This window comes from Sagittula sp. S175, from assembly GCF_049800975.1.
Classification (GTDB): Bacteria; Pseudomonadota; Alphaproteobacteria; order Rhodobacterales; family Rhodobacteraceae; genus Sagittula.
In genome coordinates, this window is sequence record NZ_JBNAGB010000027.1 from 51,365 (window position 1) to 69,238 (window position 17,874).

Below are 17,874 nucleotides of genomic sequence, written 5' to 3' on the forward strand. Positions count from 1 at the left end.
GCTTACTCGGCAGCCCAGCCCACGGCATCGGCCAGTTTCAGGAGCGCCTTTGCGCGCTCTTCGAAACCCGGGCGGTTCGGGTCGAACGGCAGGAAAGTGTCGCGCGGTATGCCGGCAGCCTCGGCCTTTGCCAAAAACTCGGCACGGGATTTGAGGAACGCCGTGACAGCAAATACGTCGCCGTCGAAGTCGCGCGCATGCACGGCCCAACGGAAATTGGCGTCGGTCCACTCGGGCGTGTCGACGTCAGGCGTTTCCGGGTTTGGCAGCGGTTTCGCGGTCATATCTGCGGCGCTCACGGGCGTTGGCTCTTCTCAGAGATATAACGCGGATGTTGCCGTTTCGCAAAGTGAATGCGAGCTGGCGGCGCGTTCCCTTGATCAGGCCCAAGGCACGAACGCGGTCCTCGCAATAGTCGCAACGGGTATCGGACTCGATGAAGGCGCTGGCGAAGTCGAATTGGTGGACGCACACAAAGTCGATGCCGCGCTCTGCAATACTGGCGGCGTTCTTTGCGTCGTCCCATTCGAAGGTCACTCGATCACCCCTTGGCTAAGCATCCAACTCAATAAATTCTATACCAGAGGTCACCTTGGGGCAAACGCAGAACACGTTTCGGGGTTCCCGGAGCACAGACTTCCGGTTGACCGGGAGTCCACTCAATGACCGAACGTCTCATCATCATCGGCGCAGGCATGGCAGCGGGGCGGTTGCTGGAGCATCTGACGGATGAGGCTCCCGGGCGCTACGACATCACACTGTTCAACGCCGAGCCGCGCGGGACGTATAACAGGATCATGCTGTCGCCCGTGTTGTCCGGCGAAAAGACCTATGAACAGATCGTCACGCATGACGACGCCTGGTACGCCGCGCGTGGCGTGACCTGCCGCTTTGGCGAGAAGGTACTGGCGGTGGATACCGAGAAACGCATCGTGACCGGCGAGCACGGTGCGATGGGCTATGACCGGTTGGTGTTCGCCACCGGCTCGGCGCCTTTCATCGTGCCGGTGCCGGGGCATGACCTGCCCGGCGTGCTGGCCTACCGCGACCTCGACGACACGCAAAGGATGATCGACGCGGCGCGCCCCGGTGCGCGGGCAGTGGTGATCGGTGGCGGCCTTCTGGGATTGGAGGCAGCCGCGGGCCTGCGGGCGCGTGGGGCCGAGGTCACCGTCCTGCACCTCATGGGCCACCTGATCGAGCGCCAGCTGGACCCCGAAGCGGGCGCGGCACTGGCACGCGATCTGAAGGCCAAGGGGATCGACGTGATCCTCGGAGCCTCGACCGAAGCGATTGTCGGGGACCTCCGTGCCGAGGCCGTAAAGCTGAAGGACGGGCGCATCCTGCCCTGTGAGATCGTTGTGATGGCGGTGGGCATTCGCCCCGCGGCGGGTCTGGCGCAAGCGGCGGGCGTGACCTGCGGGCGGGCGATCCATGTCGATGCTGCGATGCGCACCGGCACTCCGGGCGTCTATGCGCTGGGGGAATGTGTTGAATTCGACGGAAATCTCTTTGGCCTCGTGGCACCGCTTTACGATCAGGCAAAGGTGCTGGCCACCACGCTCACCGACGGTGAAGCGGTGTTCGAGATGCGCGAGCTGTCGACCAAGCTGAAGGTGACCGGCTGCGAGGTCTTCAGCGCGGGGGACTTCGCGGGCGGAGAAGGACGCGAGGAGATCGTGTTCCGCGACCGCGCCCGCAATGTCTACAAGCGGTTGGTCCTTGAGGGCCATCGGCTGATCGGTGCGGTGATGTACGGCGACACAGACGGCGCGAACTGGTTCCACCAGCTGATCCGCGACGGGGCCGACGTATCGAGCATGCGCGAAACGCTGCTTTTCGGCCCTGACGCGCAAGATGGAAATGAATTGAGCCGGTCGAGCCTCGCGGCCTGACGGGTAACGGCCCCCAACAGAGGGGCACGCGGAGAAGAGGAAGAGTGATGGACGGAACGAGCCCCCTGCCCTCGGCTGACATGGTCGAAGAGACCCGCGTCACGAAGCGGTCGACCTGCGCCTATTGCGGCGTCGGATGCGGCGTCCTGCTGACACCGGATGGTGCGGGCGGGCTGGAGGTGCGCGGCGACCCGGATCACCCCGCGAATTACGGACGGCTATGTTCCAAGGGTTCGGCCTTGGGCGAAACCGTGGGTCTGGGCCACCGCCTGATGACGCCGATGGTGAACGGACGCGCGACCGGATGGGACGAGGCACTGCAACTGGTGGCAGACCGCTTCTCCAGCACCATCGTCGAGCACGGGCCGGATTCGGTTGCGCTGTATGTTTCGGGCCAGCTGCTGACCGAGGATTACTACGTTGCCAACAAACTGGCGAAAGGGTTCCTTGGCACTGCGAATATTGACACGAATTCAAGACTTTGCATGGCGTCGACCGTTGCAGGACACAAACGCGCCTTTGGCACGGACACGGTTCCGCAGACATATGACGATCTCGAAGAAGCCGACCTCATCGTTCTGGTCGGATCGAACATGGCATGGTGCCACCCCGTGCTGTATCAGCGTGTCGTGGCAGCACGGAAGGCACGTGGCACCAAGTTGGTGGTCATCGACCCCCGCCGCACGGCGTCCTGCGACGGCGCCGATCTGCATCTGGCATTGCAGCCGGGCAGCGATGTGGCGCTGTTCAACCGGTTGTTTTCAGAGATCTACGAGGGCGGTCGCGTGGATGCGACCTTCCTGACGCGGACCACCGGATTTGATGAAACCTTGCGCAAGGCGATGAACGACGACGAGATGGTTACGGGCCTTGATGCGGCGGACATCGCGGCCTTCTGCAAGATGTGGCTGGACCACGAAAAGGTCGTGACCGTGTTCAGCCAGGGGGTCAACCAGTCCTCCAGCGGGTCGGACAAGGTGAACGCGATCCTGAACTGCCACCTGGCGACGGGGCGGATCGGCAAGCCCGGGTGCGGGCCTCTGTCGGTCACGGGACAGCCCAACGCCATGGGCGGCCGCGAGGTGGGCGGGCTGGCGAACATGCTGGCCTGCCACCTCGATCTGGAAAATGCCGATCACCGCACGGCGGTGCGCGACTTCTGGGGCTGCGAACGGGTGCCCGATGCGCCGGGGCTGAAGGCGGTGGACATGTTCCGCGCTGTGGGGGATGGCCGGATCAAGGCGCTGTGGGTGATCCACACCAACCCCGCCGTGTCCATGCCCGACGCCGATGCGGTGCGTGATGCCATCGCCGGGTGCGATTTCGTCGTGGTCAGCGACGTGACCGGGCAGACGGATACGGCGCGGCTGGCGGATGTGTTGCTGCCAGCGACGGCCTGGGCCGAGAAGAACGGCACGGTAACGAACTCTGACCGGACGATCTCGCGTCAGCGGGCGGTCCTGTCTGCTCCGGGCGAGGCACGCCCCGACTGGGCGCAGCTGGCCGAAGTGGGGCGGCGCATGGGTTTTGGCGCGGCCTTCGACTATACCTCCGAGGTCGAGATCTTTCGCGAGTACGCGGCGCTGTCCGGGATCGCGGGCCGGTTCGGAAAGGACTTTGACATCAGCGGACTAGCTGGCATTGACGAGGCAGGATACGAGGCGCTGGAGCCGGTGCGCTGGCCCGTCAGCGCGCATCGCACCGGTGGCCGGTTCTTTGCGGATGGGCAGTTTTTTCACGCGGATGGCAAAGCGAAACTGGTGCCGGTCTCCTGGCGGGCCCCGGCGTCGAAGCTGGAGCCACGCTTTCCCTTCCGTCTGAATACCGGGCGCACGCGCGACCAGTGGCATACCATGACCCGCACGGCGCTGAGCCCGCGTCTGGCGGCGCATCTGTCCGAGCCTTTCCTGGAAATCCATCCGGCCGACGCCGAGGTGCATGGCATCGGCGCGGCGGATCTGTGCGTGGTCGAAAGCCCGCAGGGGCGTGCCATCCTTCGCGCCCGCATCACCGATGACGTGCTGCGCGGACAGGTCTTTGCCCCGATGCACTGGACGGGCGAAACCGCCCCTGCCGCCCGGATCGACGCGGTAGTGGCCCCCGAGGTCGACCCGCTGTCCGGCCAGCCCGAAAGCAAGGCCAGCGTGGTCAAGGTCACGCGGATGCAGGCGTCGTGGTATGGCTTTGCCGTATCGGCGCAGGACTTCCGCCCGGCGGCAGACTATTGGGCACGTTCGGTGACCAAGGCGGGCCATCGTGCTGAAATGGCCGGTTTCGATGCGCCATCCGACTGGGAGACAACGGCGCGTGACATGTTCGGACTGCCCGATGCCGAGATGTCGATCCTTGAGGACCGCGCCAAGGGGACTGCGCGCCTTGCCTTCCGGGTGAATGGCCAGTTGGTGGCGGCGTTGTTCGTCTCGCCGCAGCCTGTGGCCGTGATGCGCGACTATATAGCCACCCTGCCCGACGTTCCGGACTTTGGATTGCTGTCGGGCCGCGCCCCGGCGGACCGCCCAGATCCAGGTGCCACGGTCTGTGCCTGCTTTGACGTCGGCGTGAATACGATCCTTCGCGCCATCGAAAGCGACGGTTTGCTGACGGTCGAGGAAATCGGTGCGGCCTTGCAGGCGGGCACAAATTGCGGCAGCTGTCGTCCAGAGCTGGCAGATCTGCTGGCACGGGCACAGGTAAAAGAGGCCGCCGAGTGAATGACACGACGCTCGCACAGCATGTGCGCACGCTGGGACGCGGGCCGGGACGTTCCCGGTCCCTGACCCGCGACGAAGCGTCTGAAGCCATGGGCTTGATGCTTCACGGCGCGGACGCGCACGCAGTGGGTGCGCTGTTGATGCTCCTGCGCATGAAGGGTGAGACGGCGGAGGAAATCGCGGGACTGGCCGAGGCCGCGCAAGCGGCGGCAGGCCCCCTGCCCCAGGTCGATCTGGACTGGCCGAGCTACGCCGCAGGGCGCACCCGTGGCCTGCCGTGGTTTCTGCTTTCGGCCAAGCTACTCGCCAGTGCGGGCCATCGCGTCCTGATCCACGGCTGGAACGGGCCCGATGCGGCGGTGCGCCAAGGCGTCAGGACGCTGGGTATCGCCTGCGCTGCCACGGCAACAGAGGCCGAAGGAGCGCTGGCGCGTGACGGGTTGGTCTACATGCCGCTCGAAGAGATGCACCCTGCCCTGTTCAGCTTGTTGAAGCTGCGCGGCGTGCTGGGATTGCGGTCCTGCGTGAACACGGTCTGCCGGATGCTGAATCCCGGTCGCGCAACGGCCAGCGTTCAGGGGGTCTTTCACCCATCGTACCGGCTGTTACAGGCCGACGCGGCGCAGTTGCTGGGCTGGGACAATCTAAGCGTCATCAAGGGCGGTGGCGGCGAATTCGAGCGGCATCCCGGCAAGCTGGTCGAAGGCTTTGGCCTGCGCCGCGGCGCACCTTGGCAAGGCGACCAGCCGGGCCTGATCGATGACGGGATGCGCTTGGCTGACCTTGAATTGCCGCAGTCCGCGCTGCTCGATCTGTGGAGGGACGATCAAGGGCCTGAGTTCGCCCGGCAGATGGTTCTTGGGACGGCACAGTTGGCATTGGAAACTCTTGGCGATGAAAGATTTGCCGCGTTCCTTTGGGAGCATCGCTGACGACTTCGCACCCTTGACCCGCTGGACCGGACCGGCGACACTCGCCAAGATTGGGGTGAAATTTTTGGAAACACCAATAGGCTGTTCACGTCCAATCAGCGGATCAGAAAATGGACGATGAGCACATCAATATCGGCACACCTGCAGACCGAAAGCTGGGCAAGGTCGATACAAGTTTTTACATTATCGCCATCGGTGCGTCGGCCGGTGGTCTTGACGCGATCAAGCGGTTCCTGAGCAGCCTGCCGCAGAGCTTCCCTCATAGCCTTGTCATCGTTCAGCACATATCTCCCGACTATAAATCCATGATGCCGGACATCCTGAGCCGCGAGACATGGTTGCCGGTTCTCGAAGTCGATGACGACATGAAGGTTGAATCCGGCAAGATCTACCTGATCCCGCCTAAAGCGAACATCGTCATCCAGGGCACGCCGACAGATGTCGCTGAACATTCTGCAGAACCCCGGCCAGTAGAACGGACGAGCCCGGAACAGCCCGCGCCTCAAGGCCTGCGGTTCTCGTTGACCACTCAGGTGCGAAAGCCCGCATTGAACTTGCCAATCGACTTGTTTTTTACGTCGCTCGCCGAAGCGGTTGGCAATCGCAGTATTGCCGTCGTCCTGTCCGGCACCGGGTCGGATGGCAGCCGCGGCATTCGGACGGTCAAGGATCACGACGGTTTCATATTGGTGCAGGATCCCGGACTGGCCGGGTTCGACGGCATGCCGCGCACGGCCATCGCTACCGGACTGGTGGACAAGGTTCTGCCCGCCGAGGACATGTTGCCGGAGATCGAGCGTTACATCGACCTGCGCGACAAGGGCGTCATAGAGCCAGAGGACGGCGTTTCCTTGAGCCCTGAATTCCACTCGATATTGAAATTGGTCAGTGCCAATGCCGAAATCGACTTCACAAGTTACAAGACGCCGACGCTGATGCGCCGCATCGTCCGCCGCATGGCGTTGCGCGGCCATATCGATGCCAAGGCCTATCTTCAGGAACTCAAGACGAACGCCCAGGAAGCGAATGCATTGTCGCGGGAGTTCCTCGTCGGAGTGACCAACTTTTTCCGCGATCTGCCCGTCTGGATGGCCTTTCGTGAGCGTGTCCTGAAGAAACTGTTCGAAGAGGGTGCGGAGGACACACCGGTCAGGGTCTGGGTCGCGGCATGTTCCACGGGGGAAGAAGCCTATACCCTGTCCATGTTGATGGAAGACTATCGCAGCACCCAAGGTCTGAAGCGGGATTTCCGGATTTATGCCACGGACGCCAACGAAAGCGCCATCACCATGGCAAAGCAAGGCTTGTTCTCAACAAGTCTGCTGGACGAGATTCCCGAGGAGTTCCGCGAGAAAGGCTTTCTCGATGCCACACCCGATGGGTTCCGCATCTCGCCTCATATCCGGACGCGCGTGGTGTTCTCCGTGCATAATGTCGTCGAGGACCCGCCGTTCACGCGCATAGACCTCATTACGTGCCGAAATCTTCTGATTTATCTCAGCCCGGACGTACAGGCTCGCGTCATCACGCAGTTCTCATTCAGCCTGCGCAAGGCCGGATTTCTCGTGCTGGGCGCGGCAGAGACGCCCGGCAATCATGGCACGATGTTCAAGCCCGTCGTGCCGAAAATGCGCATCTACGAAAACCAGCGTATTCCATCGAGCACCCGGGAAAGCATCAGCAAGCTGATGGAATATTCGCTGCCTTCGGGAATGCGGATGCCCCGGGCGCGGCGATTGAACCTGCAGGACAGGATGCCGGACGAAGAACTGCAGAAGCTGATCTATTTTGCGTTGGAAGAAGCAGAGACGGCGATCTGTCTGGTGGACGAGAACGCCCGGATGATCCGCTCCTTCGGCGACGTGAAGACCCTGCTGCGGTTCCCAGAGGACGGCTATTCTCCTTACCTGCTGGAATTGGTGGACGAGCGGCTGCGCAGTTCCATCATGCTGATCATTCGGCGCGCGCAAAGCGAACACGTGTCAAAGCGCCCCGGCCTCCGTCTGATCGACAAAGACGTGATCCGAAAGGTCGATATCACCGCGCGCAGGGTCGAATGGGGCACACATGGGCTGGTCTACGCCGTGAGTTTCCATTTCGTGGAGGAGCCGCCTCCGCGGCCTGTCCTTGCCGGGCAGGACACCATCGACATGCCGCATGACGCTTATATCGAGCACCTCGAAAATGAGGTGCAGGCATTGCAGGATATGCTGAGCGCCACGGCTGAGGATCTGGGCGCGTCGAACGAGGAATTGCAGACCGCGAACGAGGAACTTTCGGCGGCGAACGAAGAATTGCAGGCGACCAACGAGGAAACCCAGTCGATCAACGAAGAGCTGCATACGGTCAACACCGAACATCAGGAGCGGATCGTAGAACTGGAAGCGGCCTATTCGGACATCGAAAACCTTATGGCAACGGCCGAAATCGGCGTCCTCGTTTTGTCGGCGAACATGAGGGTGCGCCGGTTCAGCGCGGGACTCGGGGCTTTCGTAAACATCGACGGATCAATGCTGGGACAACCGCTGGACAACCTTTCCACCGTACTGCCCCTGGACTCCATTGCCAACCTGAGGGACGACGCCCGGCTGGCTTTGGAGGCCGCCGAAGAAAGCGCCCGAGAATTGAGCCGCATGGACGGAGGGTGGCTGCGCGTCCGCACACGCCCCTACTACAATTCCGAGGGAGAAGTGGTTGGGTCGGTCATCACCATGCGGGACATCACGGATGTCAAGTTGCTGGAACATGATCTGAAGTACCACCGCGAACGTCTGGACGTGATGCTGGAAAGCGAATTGGCGGGGTATTTCGACTGGACACCGGACACAGGCAAATCCTACCTCAGCCCACGCCTCAAAAATGCACTTGGCTATGGCGAGTTGGAAATCCCGGACAACATTCAGGGCTGGAGCCGTCTGATAGCCCCTGAAGATCGCGAAACGGCCCGCGCAGCAGTGGCTGCGCATTTGCATGGGATGGAGAGGGACGCCGTTCTGTCGCTGGACTTGCAGTTGCTCCACCGAGAAGGCCACAAGATCTGGTTTCAGGTGCGTGGCCGCGTTATTTCGCGAGATGCCAGTGGCAGAGCCGACCGGGTCAGTGGTGTCCTGTTCGATATCGCCACCATCAAGGGCCGCGAGTTCGAGTTGATAGAGCGCGATGACGGCGCGCGACGGCGCGCGCTGACGGGAGCCATGGATCTGGCCGCCACGGTAAAGCACCTCACGAGCGCACAAGGCGCGCTGCTCGGGAACGGATCGACGCCGCAGTCCGCCTTGGACAAGATAGACGCCGTGCTGACCAATATGCAGGAACAGATCGGCGAGGTTTTGGGTACTCTGTCCCTGCCCCCCAATACGCTGGCGAGCGTGGATACCCCGCTTTCAGATATCCTCAAGGCGGTTATGCGTCGGCTGGAGCATGGCTTTGTCCAAGCTGGTATAGATTTTCGTTTCGGGCCGCTGGTCACCGTCAATGTGATACCCGAGGCTTTGACTGAAGTGCTGATCGGATTGTTCGAAGCTCTTCTGATGAATGCCTCAACGAGCCAGGCACGACGCATCGAGATCGGGTCGGAGAAGGTAGAGGCCAATCCCGGTCGCGTCATCATCCAGATAAGGGATACAGCCGCGCCAACGGACGACGCGTTCTATGACCCATTGCGCTCTCCGGCAGATGCCGCCACGGTTCTTTTGCATGGGACGCCCGACGGCCTTGCAATGTGTCGGCGTATGATCGACCTGATGAATGCGGATATCTCTGTGTCCCACGACCAGGGCGCATCTGGAGTGGTGTTGCAGTTGACACTTCCCTCAGGCGAATGACGGTGTAAACGATGACCGAGGCGGTTGCGCTGAACCGAAAGGATTGCGATCCTTAAAGGAAACCGAAATGGTCGGGCGACAATACGATGGGAGACGAGAAGGTGCATTCATACGGTCTACTGATCGTTGACGATTTCCCGGAAGACGTGGAACAGTTAACAGATCTCGCGGAACGCGCGGGCCTTGTGGTTCTCGCCTCGACCAGGAATGCCGCCGACACCATTGCCTTTCTTCAAGACCATTCTCCCGATTGTGCCCTCGTCGATTATCGGCTGGGGCCGGACGACGGGGTTTCCCTTCTGGAAGTCCTCAGCAAACGATGGCCCGACCTGCCGACAGTGGCAATGTCGGGTCAGGGAAATGACCAGATTTCCGTCGCCTCTCGCAAGGCCGGTGCAGTTCGTTACTTGACGAAACGCGGGCTGGATTCCGAAATGCTGCGCTCTGCCGTCGAAGAGGCGATGCGCTGGAAACGTCACACCCGCAACAGTCGCTAGGCCAGGCACCTCTTTGCGAATGTTGGTCGCCCCTCAGACGGGTATTGGCAATTCCGAGGTCTCCAACCAGAAACCGCGCAGCCGTTCGACCATGCTGGAGAAACCATCCAGATCAAGCGGCTTGCGAACGTAACTGTTCGCACCGTTGTCGTAACACCTGTTCACATCGCTGTTGTTTGAGGAACTGGTCACGACGATGACCGGGATCTGACGCAGACGCGCGTCCGACTTGATTTCTTCGAGAAGCACGGAACCGGCCATGTCAGGCAACTTCAGATCCAACAGGATCAGTCGTGGGCTTTCTTCGGCGGGTCGTCTGGACTGACGCATTCGATCAAATTGCTCGAGCGCCTCCTTCCCGGTGGAGCAGCGGATGATCGGCGTATGACCGCTCCCGCTCTCTTCCAGAGCCATCGACAAAGCTTCGAAATCATCGTCGTTGTCCTCGACGATCATGATCCGCCGGATGCCTTTCATGTGGTCTCCATTTCTGATGGCGTCGCATCGTTTACCTCACCTTCGACGGTTGCCAAAGGCAATGTAAAGTAGAACCTCGTCCCCGTGCCGGGTGATGTTTCGAAGTCTATGATACCACCATAGCCCTCGATGATCCGTTTGACAAAGGTAAGACCCGCCCCTGTGCCGCGCCCTCCCCCGTGTTTTTCCGCATCTGATCCGCGAGTAAAGATATCCCAAATCCGCGTTTTGTCCTGTTCGGCGATGCCAATTCCGTTGTCGCGAACATAAAAAACGTCGGACATGTCTTTTCCATTGATGCGGGTCTGGTGAAGGAAGCCCACCCCGACGCGCGGTGTGGCGCTGTCGTTGTATTTCAACCCATTCTCGATGAGGTTCTGGAACAGGCTGCGCAGCTTGCCCGGAGAACACAGGACAAGCGGCAATTCGGTCTCGACCGTCACCACGGCATCGGCCTCGGAGATCATGGACGCAAGATCCGAAATCACGGCGTGTACGCTTGGCTCCGGATCTTCAATCAGGGTAGCGGAATCCATGCGGTTTATCTGGGCGTATCGCAGCAGCGTGTCGATCATATCCTGCTCGCGGCGGCACATGCTGACCATGCGTTCCAGCCGTTGACGCGCGCTCGGCGAAAGCTCCTCGCGCATCAGGAAGCCCGCGTTGATTGCAATCCCTCGCAGCGGTTCCTGAAGGTCATGCGAGGCGACATTGGCAAAGTTCTCGAGTTCTTCGTTCGACGCGCGCAGCTGTGCGATCATCGAGGCACGCTCGGCCGCAGCCTGCTGTTCCTTGATGCGTGCCTCGGTGACATCGCGCCGAAGGAACATGCGCCCTCCGTCCGGCAGCCGGTCATCGCTGAGGTGTTCGATCGTGCCATCCTTGTAAAAGATATCACGCTCCGAATGCGCGCTTCCTTCCCGATACAAAACCTCGTTCGCCATGCGCGGATCGACAAGATGGGGTGTCACATGCAAAGCAAGGTCGGCCAATTCCTGCCCCGACCGCACGGTCCAGCCGTATTTCATGTAGGAATCGCGAAAGGCCCGGTTGAAGAATGCAATCTTGCCGCGAGAGTCAGTGATGCAAACCTTCATGTCGACACGGTCCAGAACAGAGGACAGGAACCGAAGTGACTTTTGGGTTCCCGTCGCGGCACGAAACGTCACGACGATCGCCACAATGGAGAACGCCGCAGCAAGCGCATAAATCGACGAGCGCAGGCGTGCTTCCTCGTCGCGTTTGGCTTTGAGTTGACCCAGGATCTGCCGTTCCAGTCGCGCCAGGTTCAGCTCGGCCTTTTCGTCGGGAATTCGGACTGCGTCATCTATTTCCCGGATTGTAGCCCCGTCCCTGCGCATCGCCTCTGCCACTGGCAGCATCGAGCCGTACAGTTCCACCGTCGCCCTCAGATCCTGGAGATTGGCTGTCAACTCGAACTCTGCGATCAACGCGTCCAACTGCGAAATTGCGTCCAGTGTTTCGTGGTACTCCTCCACCGCCATGGCAAGGTAGCGATCTTCACCCGGGCGCAGAATATAGTTCTTGAAATGGTGGATGAAGCCCACGTAGCCCAACGCGCGTTCCATTTGCACAAATGTCGCGCTCGTCCGCTCGAAACTCTGGGTGAGGCGATCCAGACGAGCCGCGCCCCAGATCGACAGGAACACCAGAGCGCAAAGCGCAACAACTGGCCAGAAAGTCAGATTGAATCGTAAGATCGACGTGTCCTCGCTATGAGATGCGGCGGCAATCACAAACTAGCATTAAAGGAACACATTCACAGTCCAAACCCATCAATGCCCGTAATCGGGCTTCCGACCGAAGATGCACTGATCAACCATCTGCAACCGCTTGAAAGTCAAAAAGGAAATAACTAACCTTCATAATTGTGGCAGCGCGGGGCGGCCCGTTGGCGCTCCGAAAAGTACGTCTTATACCATGATCGACACAGCAGACCCTAGACGCAATATCGCCATTGCTCTGTTGACGCCCGACGGCCACGCACAGTGGACTGGATCGGACGCGGCCAGCACCTTTTCCCCTGACCTCGAGGCGCTCGTCTCCGGCAAGCCGGTCACCGACTGGTGGGGGCGAGAGCACAGCCAGTCGATCGCAAACGCTCTGGAACAAGCACGAACCACCGGCAGCGCCACTCTCAACTTGCCTGCCCTGCCCGAATGGATGCAGGGCCCGCATTGGACGCTGTTTCTGACGCAGCTGCCCGATACGGCGGGAAATGCAATGCTGCTGCAGATGACAGCCAAGCACCAAGCGCTCGAGGACGAATTGTCCCTGCTGCGCCAGACAAACGCCCAGCTGATGCGACGTCTGGAAACCAAACGCGAGCGCATTCGCGTTCTGGAACAAGTCAACAGTCACTCCGACAAGGTCCAGACGATGGGCGCCTTCGTCGCTTCGGTGGTGCACGATATGAACAACGTGTTGTCGGTGATGACATCCGCGCAACGCATCGTGCGACGCAAGCTTGACGGACAGGTCGATGCCACTCTGTTCGACGAGGTGGATGCCTCGGTGGAGCGTGGCCGGACGCTGCTCCGTCAATTGCTCGATTTTTCACGAAAGGACGATTTGCGCCCCGAGTTGGCAGATCCTTCGGAAATGCTGGATCGTGATCGCGGTCTGATGCAGCAATTGATTGGCCATAGTAACCGGCTTGAATTGCTGTTGCCTGAGGACAGTTGGAGCGTCTATTGCGAACCCGGTCGGTTTGCGGCAGTCGTGTTCAACCTCCTGTCCAATGCATGTGATGCCATTCGGCAAGCTGGACGGTCCGGTGAGGTTCGCGTCAGTCTTCGTAATGTCCCGCTGGAAGATCGGCCCGAGGGGACCTTTCCGCGCGATTATCTGTGCCTCTCGATCGAAGATACCGGTGCCGGCATGTCCCCGGAAGTTCTGGCGCGGCTGGGAGAGCCCTATTTCACGACCAAACCAAGGGGCGCGGGCACCGGCCTGGGCCTGCAATCGGCGTATAATCTGGCGCAGCGATGCGGCGGAACGGTGCACGTCACCAGCACCGAAGGCGAAGGCACCCGCATTGACATTTATCTGGCGCGAGCCATCCTGCGCGGCGAGATGATCGAGCTTGCGGGCAGCATTCAGTTGCCCGAATTGCATGGCGACGCGCGGATCCTGTTGGTCGAAGCGTCTGATCGATTGGCATCAGCTCTCGCCGACCTGCTCATCGGGCTTCGCTACGACGTGTCCCGTACAAAAACGCCTCGCGAGGCTTTGGCAGCGCTCACCGCCGCCCCCAAGGACCTTATCTTGCTGGATATCGATACCGTGGTGGACGATGTCGAGGCGCTGATTGCAGAGCTGCAGCAATTGGCCCCACGATGCAGCATCATTTGCATGACCACTGATCGGGAACCCTTGTCCGGCGTCGCAACCTTGCACAAGCCGATCTCTGAACTCAGCCTGTCTCAGGCGCTTCTAGAGCACCTGGAACGCCATCCAGGTGCAGGTTTGAGCCTACGGGCATTGGAGATTTCAGCGCAGGCCGGACAGACCCTGTCGAATCCCGCGATGAGGTCGGCCTTTGATTTGTGGTTCGAACAGGTCAACCGGCTTCACGCCCTGCCCGATTGCGCATTGGTCAACGACCTCCAGGCTCCGCAACCGGACTGCTCCTTCCTGATCGCCTGTGATCGCCAACATGAAACCGGCTTGCCGATGCTGCGTTTCGTTTGGGCGGGTTCCGAGATGGAACGTCGTCTGGGTTCCGACCTGACGGGATTGGAGATCACTGCGGAACACGAAGCTTACTTGGGGAACATCAGGGACGCGATATTACGCTGTCTACGTGGCTTGGCTGACGTTCAGGACATCCCGGAAAGCGGGCAGAGACTGCTACTGCCGCTCGCGGAGGGTCGTGATGGCGTCACGCATCTTTTTGGCGCTCTGACGCAAACAACATAGGAAGATGATTGATAATGCTGGCGTCTTAGCAAAGCAAAAAGCCGCCCCAGAGGGACGGCCTTTTAGAATTTCACATTTTATATAGAGAGTTGTGTCTTTACTAGGTTTGGCGGTTACCTACTCTCCCACGTCTTGAGACGCAGTACCATTGGCGTGGAAGCACTTAACGGCCAGGTTCGGGATGGGACTGGGTGTATTGCTTTCGCTATGACCACCAAACCGAGGAAAAAGACACGATCAACTGTTGTCCAAGTGTTTTACACTTGTGTGTATGCTTTGATTTGTAACCTGGCTGTTACTGGATCAAATCAAGCCTATCGGACCATTAGTACCGGTCAACTGAATGCATTGCTGCACTTACATCTCCGGCCTATCGACGTGGTGGTCTACCACGGTCCTCAGGGATACCTTGTTTTGAGGGGGGCTTCCCGCTTAGATGCCTTCAGCGGTTATCCTGTCCGTTCATAGCTACCCAGCACTGCCGTTGGCACGACAACTGGTCCACCAGTGGAACGTTCACCCCGGTCCTCTCGTACTAGGGGCAACTCCTCTCAAGTATCCTACACCCACGGCAGATAGGGACCGAACTGTCTCACGACGTTCTAAACCCAGCTCACGTACCTCTTTAAATGGCGAACAGCCATACCCTTGGGACCTGCTCCAGCCCCAGGATGAGATGAGCCGACATCGAGGTGCCAAACACTGCCGTCGATATGGACTCTTGGGCAGTATCAGCCTGTTATCCCCGGCGTACCTTTTATCCGTTGAGCGATGGCCCTCCCACTTGGGACCACCGGATCACTATGGCCGACTTTCGTCTCTGCTCGACTTGTCAGTCTCGCAGTCAGGCTGGCTTATGCCATTGCACTCAACGAGCGATTTCCGACCGCTCTGAGCCAACCTTCGCGCGCCTCCGTTACGCTTTAGGAGGCGACCGCCCCAGTCAAACTACCCACCACGCAGGGTCCCGGATCCGGATAACGGACCGCGGTTAGACATCAATCAGAACAAGGGTGGTATCTCAAGGGAGGCTCCACAGGGACTGGCGTCCCTGCTTCGAAGCCTACCACCTATCCTGCACATGTTGTGACTGATGCCAGTGCGAAGCTGTAGTGAAGGTGCACGGGGTCTTTCCGTCTAACCGCGGGAAGCCTGCATCTTGACAGGCAATTCAATTTCGCTGAGTCGATGTTGGAGACAGCGGGGAAGTCGTTACGCCATTCGTGCAGGTCGGAACTTACCCGACAAGGAATTTCGCTACCTTAGGACCGTTATAGTTACGGCCGCCGTTTACCTGGGCTTCAATTCAGAGCTCTCACCCCTCCTTTTAACCTTCAGGCACCGGGCAGGCGTCAGACCCTATACGTCGTCTTGCGACTTCGCAGAGCCCTGTGTTTTTAATAAACAGTCGCCACCCCCTGGTTTGTGCCCCCGGCACTCATGTACCGGGCCTCCTTCTCGCGAACTTACGGAGGTATTTTGCCGAGTTCCTTCAACATCGTTCTCTCAAGCGCCTTGGTATACTCTACCAGTCCACCTGTGTCGGTTTAGGGTACGGTCTCATGAAGGGCTATTTCCAGGAACCGTCTTGGATACAGGTCAATCCGATAAGACCTGCACGCCGCCACGATCCGTCACATCCTTCTGGCCCAGGAATATTAACCTGGTTCCCATCGACTACGCCTTTCGGCCTCGCCTTAGGGGCCGGCTTACCCTGCTCAGATTAGCTTTAAGCAGGAACCCTTGGACTTTCGGCGAGAGTGTCTCTCACACTCTTTGTCGCTACTCATGTCATCATTCTCGCTAGTGATCTCTCCACCGGATGGCTCACGCCCCGGCTTCACAGAAAGCACTCTATCCGTCATTACATCCCGTGGGATGCAAATACGGATGAGTGCTATGTCACACTACGCTCCGCTACCATGCACTATGTGCATCCTCAGCTTCGGCTCATGGCTTGAGCCCCGTTACATCTTCGCCGCAGGACAACTTGATTAGACCAGTGAGCTGTTACGCTATCTTTAAAGGATGGCTGCTTCTAAGCCAACCTCCTGGTTGTTTTGGTCGTCCCACCTGCTTTCCCACTTAGCCATGAATTGGGGGCCTTAGCTGGAGGTCAGGGTTGTTTCCCTCTTCACTACGGACGTTAGCATCCGCAGTGTGTCTGCCATCTAGTACTCCCGGGTATTCGGAGTTTGGTTAGGATCAGTAAGCCTGTGGGGCCCCATTACCCATCCAGTGCTCTACCCCCCGGGGTATTCGGATGACGCTCTACCTAAATAGATTTCGCGGAGAACCAGCTATCTCCGAGTTTGATTGGCCTTTCACCCCTAGGCACAACTCATCCCGACCTTTTTCAACAGGTGTGGGTTCGGACCTCCAATAAGTGTTACCTTATCTTCATCCTGGTCATGCCTAGATCACTCGGTTTCGGGTCTGATCCATCTAACTCGACGCCCTATTAAGACTCGCTTTCGCTGCGCCTACACCTAACGGCTTAAGCTTGCTAGATAGACCAAGTCGATGACCCATTATACAAAAGGTACGCCGTCACTTCGCAAGGAAGCTCCGACTGATTGTAGGCGTTCGGTTTCAGGTACTGTTTCACTCCCCTCGTCGGGGTGCTTTTCACCTTTCCCTCACGGTACTGGTTCGCTATCGGTCAGCAAGGAGTACTTAGCCTTCGAAGGTGGTCCTCCGATCTTCAGACAGGATTTCACGTGTCCCGCCCTACTTAATACGTCCCATCAAACTTCTCATACGGGGCTGTCACCCGCTATGGCCATGCTTTCCAGCATGTTCTGATCGTTCTCAAGGCTCGGCTGGTCCCCGTTCGCTCGCCGCTACTAGGGGAGTATCAATTGATTTCCTTTCCTCCGGGTACTTAGATGTTTCAGTTCCCCGGGTTTGCTCTTCAAACCTTATGTATTCAGGTAAGAAGTACCTGGTTTACCCCGCTGTAGGCTGCCCGAAGGCAATTACAACAGAGTATCAGGTGGGTTGCCCCATTCGGAGATTCATGGATCAAAGCCTATTCTCGGCTCCCCATGACTTATCGCAGAGTATCACGTCCTTCATCGCCTCTTGCTGCCAAGGCATCCACCAAACGCCCTTCTCGCGCTTGATTTGATCCAGTAAGAGCAAGGTTGATGCCACGCTGGTTCGTGTGGCCCTCGCAAAGAGTGACACGGTCGGCAGACCGCCCCGCTCTCTTACCGGACAAAGCATACTTTCCCGCCCTCGCGTTGTCGCGAGGACTTGTCACTCGGTTAAAGTGACTTGGTTAGTGTACTTGACTTGGACAACGATTGCTCGTTTCGGAAGGGATATTCCGCTTCGGCCGGCTAGACCAAAGAAGAACCTTCGCCTTGTTCCATTCCCGATCCAGCCTTGCGGCTTTCCCGGTAACGGGGCGAACCAACCGAGATTGCCAACTACTTATGGCAATCAAGCAATGTTGATTGTTTCTCTCTATACGATGTGAATGATGCGTCCGATTGGACGGGTAAACATCCGCAGATGCTTACCGATACAATCGTTCGACGTTAAGACCTCGCTTCACTCAAGTGAAGTGAGTGGTGGAGACTAGGGGGATC

The 17,874-nt window shown here is 59.2% G+C and carries 9 protein-coding genes, 1 tRNA gene, 2 rRNA genes and 1 pseudogene (1 of these 13 running past the window's edge); 6 read left to right on the forward strand and 7 right to left on the reverse strand.

The genetic code is table 11. The annotated features are described in order from the left end of the window. Positions 1–2: 2 nt before the first annotated feature. Positions 3–299, reverse strand: coding sequence for a hypothetical protein (locus ACP16H_RS23010; RefSeq protein WP_425074576.1), 297 nt, complete (start codon positions 297–299; stop codon positions 3–5). Then, entirely contained in the window at positions 247–537 is a 291-nt protein-coding gene (locus tag ACP16H_RS23015) for a BrnT family toxin (RefSeq protein ID WP_425074577.1), read from the reverse strand. The genes ACP16H_RS23010 and ACP16H_RS23015 overlap by 53 nt, the downstream gene beginning before the upstream one ends. A gap of 125 nt (positions 538–662) precedes the next feature. On the opposite strand from ACP16H_RS23015, the pseudogene ACP16H_RS23020 reads away from it, so the two are divergent. The 5 genes and pseudogenes from ACP16H_RS23020 to ACP16H_RS23040 all read left to right on the forward strand — a co-directional run. Beyond that, positions 663–1,892: pseudogene (locus tag ACP16H_RS23020) on the forward strand (NAD(P)/FAD-dependent oxidoreductase); the annotation flags it as partial. Positions 1,893–1,942: 50 nt separating this feature from the next. Next, the gene (locus ACP16H_RS23025; protein ID WP_425074578.1) at positions 1,943–4,606 is read left to right on the forward strand and encodes a molybdopterin-dependent oxidoreductase; all 2,664 of its coding nucleotides are present in this window, start codon (positions 1,943–1,945) and stop codon (positions 4,604–4,606) included. Further along, a complete protein-coding gene (locus ACP16H_RS23030; RefSeq protein WP_425074579.1) occupies positions 4,603–5,538 on the forward strand; it encodes a glycosyl transferase family protein in 936 nt (311 codons plus the stop codon). The genes ACP16H_RS23025 and ACP16H_RS23030 overlap by 4 nt, the downstream gene beginning before the upstream one ends. A gap of 110 nt (positions 5,539–5,648) precedes the next feature. Beyond that, complete coding sequence (locus ACP16H_RS23035; RefSeq protein WP_425074580.1) at positions 5,649–9,362, forward strand: chemotaxis protein CheB; 3,714 nt, start codon at positions 5,649–5,651, stop codon at positions 9,360–9,362. A gap of 86 nt (positions 9,363–9,448) precedes the next feature. Further along, complete coding sequence (locus ACP16H_RS23040; protein ID WP_425074581.1) at positions 9,449–9,859, forward strand: response regulator; 411 nt, start codon at positions 9,449–9,451, stop codon at positions 9,857–9,859. Between the two features lie 33 nt (positions 9,860–9,892). Here ACP16H_RS23040 and ACP16H_RS23045 read toward each other — a convergent pair whose 3' ends face one another. Together ACP16H_RS23045 and ACP16H_RS23050 are read right to left on the reverse strand one after the other, a co-directional pair. Further along, positions 9,893–10,336 (reverse strand): response regulator, encoded by a 444-nt coding sequence (locus ACP16H_RS23045; protein WP_425074582.1) that lies wholly within the window; start codon positions 10,334–10,336, stop codon positions 9,893–9,895. Further along, positions 10,333–12,093, reverse strand: coding sequence for a sensor histidine kinase (locus ACP16H_RS23050; protein ID WP_425074583.1), 1,761 nt, complete (start codon positions 12,091–12,093; stop codon positions 10,333–10,335). Before ACP16H_RS23050 ends, ACP16H_RS23045 begins: the two co-directional genes overlap by 4 nt. Positions 12,094–12,277: 184 nt before the next feature. On the opposite strand from ACP16H_RS23050, the gene ACP16H_RS23055 reads away from it, so the two are divergent. After that, positions 12,278–14,278 carry an ATP-binding protein gene (locus tag ACP16H_RS23055; RefSeq protein ID WP_425074584.1) on the forward strand — a complete coding sequence of 667 codons (2,001 nt, stop codon included), beginning with the start codon at positions 12,278–12,280 and terminating at the stop codon, positions 14,276–14,278. 104 nt (positions 14,279–14,382) lie between these two features. Here the strand turns inward: ACP16H_RS23055 and rrf are convergent. From rrf to ACP16H_RS23070, 3 genes are all read right to left on the reverse strand, one after another. Then, a 5S ribosomal RNA gene (gene rrf / locus ACP16H_RS23060) occupies positions 14,383–14,497 on the reverse strand. Between the two features lie 85 nt (positions 14,498–14,582). Beyond that, positions 14,583–17,405: ribosomal RNA gene (locus tag ACP16H_RS23065) — 23S ribosomal RNA — on the reverse strand. Positions 17,406–17,854: 449 nt separating this feature from the next. After that, positions 17,855–17,874: transfer RNA gene (locus tag ACP16H_RS23070), tRNA-Ala, on the reverse strand (it continues 56 nt past the right edge of the window).